Annotated in this window: 11 protein-coding genes, 1 tRNA gene and 1 pseudogene; 5 read left to right on the top strand and 8 right to left on the bottom strand. The window is 63.9% G+C overall.

Features of this window, described 5'->3' with window-relative positions; translation table 11 throughout:
- Positions 1-361 (top strand): hypothetical protein (locus MKK84_RS25470; protein WP_243924823.1); only part of this gene is annotated, 361 nt, incomplete at its 5' end.
- 91 nt (positions 362-452) lie between these two features.
- The gene (locus MKK84_RS25475) at positions 453-758 is read left to right on the top strand and encodes an ATP-dependent helicase (protein WP_243924824.1); all 306 of its coding nucleotides are present in this window, start codon (positions 453-455) and stop codon (positions 756-758) included.
- Between the two features lie 145 nt (positions 759-903).
- Here MKK84_RS25475 and MKK84_RS25480 read toward each other — a convergent pair whose 3' ends face one another.
- A complete protein-coding gene (locus MKK84_RS25480) occupies positions 904-1041 on the bottom strand; it encodes a hypothetical protein (protein WP_243924825.1) in 138 nt (45 codons plus the stop codon).
- Between the two features lie 300 nt (positions 1042-1341).
- Between MKK84_RS25480 and MKK84_RS25485 the strand changes: the two genes are divergently transcribed.
- Entirely contained in the window at positions 1342-1557 is a 216-nt protein-coding gene (locus MKK84_RS25485) for a hypothetical protein (protein WP_243924826.1), read from the top strand.
- A gap of 6 nt (positions 1558-1563) precedes the next feature.
- On the opposite strand, the gene MKK84_RS25490 is transcribed toward MKK84_RS25485, so the two are convergent.
- Positions 1564-2556: a hypothetical protein gene (locus tag MKK84_RS25490; protein ID WP_243924827.1), complete on the bottom strand. Its 993-nt coding sequence runs from the start codon at positions 2554-2556 to the stop codon at positions 1564-1566.
- A gap of 644 nt (positions 2557-3200) precedes the next feature.
- Here MKK84_RS25490 and MKK84_RS25495 point away from each other — a divergent pair.
- Positions 3201-3392 (top strand): hypothetical protein, encoded by a 192-nt coding sequence (locus MKK84_RS25495; protein WP_243924828.1) that lies wholly within the window; start codon positions 3201-3203, stop codon positions 3390-3392.
- A gap of 26 nt (positions 3393-3418) precedes the next feature.
- Here the strand turns inward: MKK84_RS25495 and MKK84_RS25500 are convergent, their stop codons facing one another.
- From MKK84_RS25500 to MKK84_RS25520, 5 genes are all read right to left on the bottom strand, one after another.
- Entirely contained in the window at positions 3419-3832 is a 414-nt protein-coding gene (locus MKK84_RS25500) for a response regulator (protein WP_243924829.1), read from the bottom strand.
- Between the two features lie 61 nt (positions 3833-3893).
- Positions 3894-3969 (bottom strand) — tRNA-Ile (locus MKK84_RS25505).
- Positions 3970-4041: 72 nt separating this feature from the next.
- The gene (locus MKK84_RS25510; RefSeq protein ID WP_243924830.1) at positions 4042-4545 is read right to left on the bottom strand and encodes a hypothetical protein; all 504 of its coding nucleotides are present in this window, start codon (positions 4543-4545) and stop codon (positions 4042-4044) included.
- A gap of 226 nt (positions 4546-4771) precedes the next feature.
- The gene (locus tag MKK84_RS25515) at positions 4772-5047 is read right to left on the bottom strand and encodes a hypothetical protein (protein ID WP_243924831.1); all 276 of its coding nucleotides are present in this window, start codon (positions 5045-5047) and stop codon (positions 4772-4774) included.
- Positions 5044-5277: a helix-turn-helix domain-containing protein gene (locus MKK84_RS25520; RefSeq protein ID WP_243924832.1), complete on the bottom strand. Its 234-nt coding sequence runs from the start codon at positions 5275-5277 to the stop codon at positions 5044-5046. Before MKK84_RS25520 ends, MKK84_RS25515 begins: the two co-directional genes overlap by 4 nt.
- Positions 5278-5393: 116 nt before the next feature.
- On the opposite strand from MKK84_RS25520, the gene MKK84_RS25525 reads away from it, so the two are divergent.
- A complete protein-coding gene (locus MKK84_RS25525; protein WP_243924833.1) occupies positions 5394-5684 on the top strand; it encodes a hypothetical protein in 291 nt (96 codons plus the stop codon).
- Positions 5685-5837: 153 nt separating this feature from the next.
- On the opposite strand, the pseudogene MKK84_RS25530 reads toward MKK84_RS25525, so the two are convergent.
- Positions 5838-6038: pseudogene (locus MKK84_RS25530) on the bottom strand (hypothetical protein); the annotation flags it as partial.

The following is a 6038-nucleotide window of genomic DNA, read 5'->3' on the forward strand; positions in this document are numbered from 1 at the left end:
GGCGGTGGGTCGTACCCAAAGCGGTTGCTGGTGCCGGCAGCTCCGCTATCCTGCCAGGATGCGCACAGTCCTCGCCGCCCTCGCTCTCGTCGTTGCTGCTGGTGGAGCGCGGGCTCAGCAGCAGCTTCCGACAGTTCCCGAGCTGCTGAACGCGGAGCTGAAGGCATCGCAGGCCTGTGAGGCTGCCGGAGACCCGGCTGTTACCCATGAGCAGTGCAGGCTCCACGATCGGCTCAGCGGCCGCCTGGCCCAGGCCGGCTACTGCTACGGCCGAAAGGGGCAGGCCGACGAGAAGAAGCAGTGGCATGCCTGCCAGCCGGACTCAGTCTACGAGGACGATATCGAGGCGGTGCAGCGCTGACGCACAAGCTACCGCCTGCGAGCCTTTGGGTAGACATGCCATCGCGTGCCCTCCACGACATCCGTCCCCAAGACGACCGAGGATGGGCGCGATGACGGACGATGCGGTGCGTGGCGAAATCGCCCTAGCGCAGGCGGCGATACAGAGAGTGCTCGACCTGTTGCCAGACCGGGAGCAGGCGCTGGCGGAAGCAAATGCGCGCACCGAGGCGGTTCAGATTGTGTTGGCTGCGGCGATCAGCTGCCAGGGGTGGCGAGGGCTCGATCGTCAAAAATTCCGCGGTCTGATCACTGAGGCGAGCCGACTGGTGCCAAACACGGGCCCCCGCTCAGTCCAGCACGCGGTGCTACTTGCTGAGTCGCGGAAAGTACTAGAGTCGGGAAGCGACCGTCCTTGATAGGCTCAAAAAAGCCCGCGCCGGCGAACTGGGTGGGCTAAAGGAAGGGAACTCGGTGTGTTACGCCAAGTGATGAGCCGGACAGTAGCAGCATCGTGCCGCGAAGGGGCCTAGTCGCAGTAGCAGCTCGCCTGGCTTAGATAGCTCACCACGTCCGCAGATCCGGCGTAGGTTGAACCTTGGCCACCTCATCCATCCCACGAGCGACGAAACCAGCCCAGAGCAGCGCAATGACGCCGGTCACGAGCGGCGCAGCGATACTGAGAACGAGGGTTGAGGTCATAGCCATCTCGTCTGGCGATCCGAGGTTGGCCCATTCAGCCTGAAAAAGTGTTCAGAAGTTGTTGCCGTGCGCCTTGCGCAACCGATCTTGTTTGCCTTGCAAGGCTGCAGCCGCGGCATCGGAACGGCGAAAATTGTCTAGCCGAAGCCAGGGAGACCGAGAGGGGGATCGAAGCGATCGATCGACGGTGTCGATGAGATTTTGACTGCAGCTTCTCGCCTTGTGGGTTCGGAGGATCACGATCCGCTACAGGAACACCGCCGCAGCCCTCCAAGTTATAGCTCAGCTCAGGAGGCGTGAATGTTGGACTGGATGCGATCGGCTCAAGCACCAAAGCGTGTGTCAGCCAACCGGGAGGTCAGCACCGACCCCGTTGCCGCCGCACAGGCCTTCTTCAGTGAGCAGATCGCGCGGATGCCGGCCATCTGGCCGCCGGAACCTGCAAACGAAGATCCAATGGCTGGCGTAGCCGAAGTCGTAGAGCACGAACTGCAGATCGCCGGTTTCTTGCGCTGAGTCCTGCTACCAATCGCTCAGTGAGGCGCGCCGCCAACGGTTTGGCGCGACGCAGCGATACTCAAAGCTCTGATCCCAGGCATGCTCCCCTGTGACGCACGGCGCGCTCGATGAGGCTGGCACGTGCGGGATCGTCTCGACGATGCGACCGACATAGGTGGCGCCGTCGTCGGTGACGCGTAGGACAGGGCCGCCGCTGGTCATGTAGGTCAGCGCACCGTCGGCCGGATTGAAGCCGAGGAACCGGCTGAATTTGCCGTCAGCGTTGCCGTCGAAGCCGAGCCACTGGCCCGGTGCCATCAGGATCGCCGCACCGCTGAACGAAGCACCCGCAAGGTCGAGGCCGATGCCGAAGGTTGATCCGACGTTGGCGGTGGAGAAGGCCCGATCGATCGTAACGCCTTGTCCGGTTGAGACCATGTAGCCGTATCCGACATGCGCGCCTGGCTGACCGCCGCCGGCCGCGTGCGAGAGCACCCGCTGCCGGTTTAGATCCGGACCCACGATGCCGCCGACGTCGAGCTCAAGGGCGACGCAAGAGGTGGTCGGGTTCGGCAGGCCGGTCTGGTCGACGCAGTTGAAGTTGCCCGCCCAGGTCGTGCCGGTCTCCTCGCCGTTGTCGGTCGGCTGCTTCCACGCGGTGCCGTTCACCGCCACGTTCTGGGCGTTCGCGCTCTTGCGGGAGCGGTTGTGTAGCTCGCTCGTGATCACCCACTCGAACCCCGGGGACACAAAGCTCGTCGTCGTGTTCGCCCAGAACGCCTTGTAGGTCCACCACGGCTTGCCGCCGCCCGAGCTGGTCTCGACATCGCGGTCCACGCGCAGGGTCGCGCGATCATCGAAGGTTGCGCCGCCAAACCCGTTCCAGAGGAAGAGGGGGATGCCCTGAATGCCGGGCTGTCCGGAGTTGATGACGCTGGCCGAGAATGGCGCGCTGAGGCTCTGCGCGGCGGCCGGCGATGCGAGCAGCAGCAGGACGATGGCTAGGCTGTGTCTCACTGAACCTACTCGTTTGCGCAGATCATGAGCCCTGCCACGTCCATGAGTACGATCCGGAGCCGGGCGAGACCTATGATCGCCTTGTGCACGATGAGATCGGCGAGTTCCAACTTAGCTCGCCAGACCCATTCTGGTGCATCTTATCGTCGGACGCGGTGATCAACTTGACGATCGATTGAAGGCGTCACTTACGGCGCCGGCTAGTGATGCTGGCAGGCGGCTGAGTTCAACAGAGCCCTTGAGCGACCGGTACTATGATGTTTCAGCCACCTGAGGCTGTGGTGCAAGAGACAGGTTCTTGGGGAGCGTCAGCGAAATGGACACCGCGTGCATCGGCCGGCAGCAACCAGAGACGCTGGCTCTGATCTGGTGCCGCAATTACGCTGGGTGGGTTATTGAACACGAAGGCTCTCGGCGAAGTGCCGTCGAGCGCGACTGCAACGGCATGGCCGCATCGGCTAACCAGGACGATGCTGCTCTGCCGTTGCTCGGCCTGATGGCCGGTCGCATCCGCATCGTCCGGCCATATGGTTATCGAACTGTTACCGCTCGACCACACAGAAGCGCTTGGGGAAGGATGGTAACCATTGGTTAACCGTGCTTGTTAATTTTCTGTAAAGGACTTGGAGACGAGCGAGCGGGCCATGCTGGATACGATCGTTTGGACAGCAATTTTCGTGGGGCTGTTTTTCGGGATTGTGCTGATCTGCATCGACCTGCTGGAAGAGTGGGAGTTCCCGGTCGGCGGGATTGTAGACTCTCCGTCCGAAAACCCGACAGAACAGCTGAAGCGCTTGGCTCAGCAGCTTGGAAAGACACAGCTGACCAGCCGTTGATTGTGCCCGTGGAAGCCCCAAGGCGATCACAGCCGAACGGTTTCACCCTGCCGACCTTCGTCTAGTTTGTCGCCGTCATTTGGCCAAACCTCTTCGAGGGTCTTCCGCAGCGCTGCCGGCATGAAGGGCTTGACCAAGCAGGCGTTCACCCCGGCCCGCCGCACGGCCGTGAAGGCGTGGGCGTGCTCCTTCGTGGTCATCATCACGAACAGCGTCTCGCGGAGACGGCTATCTCCTCGCACATGTCGGAGCAGATCCAAGCCCGACATCGGGAACATGTGCAGGTCCGAGATGACGAGGCCGTAGGGGCGCTCGTTCAGCATCGTGAGCGCAGCACCGCCGTCCGCGGCCTCGTGCACATCGTGAACCCCGACCTGTTCAAGCACGGCGCGGACCACCGTGCGGATCATGGGCACGTCATCAACGACGAGAACGGGCATCTGACGTGGATCAGGCATCAAAGCTCTAAGCGGCTGCGCACAGGTAATTAGGACGATAGCTTGGTGGGCCCGGCAGGACTCGAACCTGCAACCAGACCGTTATGAGCGGTCGGCTCTAACCATTGAGCTACAGGCCCCTGGGACGGCATAGGCCTCGCCGCCCTGGAGGACCAACCACATCCTACAGGGCGGTAGAGGGGCGAGAGGCCTTACTCCGCAGCCTCGGCACTCTCGCCGTCATCCTGCTCGTCCTCAGCAGCATCTTCGTCCTGTGCGGCTGCCGCCGGAGCACCAGCGCGGTACTTGTCCCCGTGCCGTTCCAGTTCGCCGCTGTTGGCCATCACGCTGAGATACGTGTTCAGGGTGTTGGCGGCCACGTCCGTCAGGCGCTCGCTGATCTCGGCGTGCGTCAGACCCTCAGATCCAGTCTCCTCAAGGAGCGCCTTCAACCGCCCCTTCGCGGAGTTAGCCCGAGGTCCGCGCGGTCCGCGGCTCGCACGAGGCTGGTCCTCGCCAGCAGAAGCGCGCCGCCGCCGTGGCTGATCATCGGCTTCCTCGTCTAACGGCGCGCCTTCCACGATCGACGCAAGCGAGCGCTCGGCGAGGCGAAGCTTCGACAGCTCGCCGCTGACCCGCTCGTACTCAGCCTCAAGGCTCTCGCGCTGTTGCCTCACGCTGGCCAGAGCCTTCGCGAGTGTGTCGTCATTCGCCATTGGTGGATCGCTTCCTTCAGCTTCAGGGCGTGAACTTGCCGGCGTAGTCGCTAAGCGTATCAATCGGCCCTCTCAGGATCTTGGTGATGCGAGAAGCTACGGCTCGGTGATCATCCCTTCCGCTCCCGGAACCGGATCCCAGCCCCAGCACAGCCCTCGGGGATGAACGTCAAGCCAGCGATCATGGGGCAAACGCCCAAGTCAGAAGGGTCGCCACGCCGATCGCTCACGGCGCCAGATGCTCCCGGGGCGGCTCCTCGTCGCCCTCGCTCACGCCGCTGATGCCGAGCCATGCCAGCGCAGCGGCGCGCGTCTCGAAGGCGTGGCTCTGGGCTGTGAAGGGCGCCGGGCGCTCGGCCGGCGGCGTCTCGTCGAGGAGTTCGACCAGCCATTCGCGCGTCACGCCGCTGCGGTCGACTTCGCGTGCGAGGGCGGCGACGAGGGCACCGTCGACCAGAACGTCATAGCTGCCCGCTGCGAGCTGCTGGACAGTGTAGGTCACGGCTGATCCTTCCGGCGGAGTTTCACGCCTGGCTCGCCACCGTTGGTGAACTCGACGCCGGCGGCTTCGAGCACCTGCTGGATTGACGTCAGCGTGGATGCCTTCGGGTCAGAGGTCCCGCGTTCGATGTTGTTGAGCCCCGTCGTCGAGATGCCGGCACGCTTCGCGACCTCGGCTTGAGTAAGGCCGAGCATCGCTCTGGCGCCGCGGATTTGCTCAGGCTTCAACATGTCACAATCATAACCGGAAGCGATAAAATATCAACTGCGGTGTTGACATTTTCCATATCTGTGACAATCTCAAGCTCAGTTGATACGAAATCAACTCAGGTTGAGGCCTTGCCACCATGCCCCACCGAACCGTCTCCTGGAACCGCCTCTCCCGCTCGCTGCACGACAGCCGCCCGCAGATCCCCGCCGGCCTGCTTTCGGCCCGCGCCTTCATCCAGTTCGGTGCCAGCAAGCGCCCCCTCGTCGTCTCCGGCCAGTACGACCGCGCCGCCATCATGGCCGCCGCCTGCCGCGCCGCCCCCGGCATCATGGAGCGCTGCGGCGTCTCCCGCCGCGTGGCGATGTCCTCCGCCCTCAAGGCCGCTTGGCAGGTCGCCAAAGCTGCCCACCGCGCCGCTGCGCACTGAAGCCCTGAGTCCAGAGGCCGTTTTCGGACCTCTGAGCGCCTGAAAACCTATTCGAACCAGCAACTTGGGCGACTGAGTCCACCACCCCGCCAAGCCCACCGCCACGAGCCCCATCAGGAGCGCGAACGATGACCTATGCCCGCATCCCGAATTTCAGCCAGCCCGTTCCGGCCCGCAGCGATAGCCCCCGAACCGGCCGCCGCCGGCTCTCAGCCGATGGCCGCTACCTGAACCTGGCTCCAGGGTCTTGGCGAGGTCGCGCTCGGTCAGCTCGATCCCGTCGATCAGACCCTTCAGGGCGCCGTCGGCGCTGGCCTTCGCGTCGGCCGGCACGCTCTCGAGGGCCCGGCGGAT

Origin of the sequence: Methylobacterium sp. E-065 (assembly GCF_022829605.1) — a bacterium.
Lineage (GTDB): Bacteria > Pseudomonadota > Alphaproteobacteria > Rhizobiales > Beijerinckiaceae > Methylobacterium.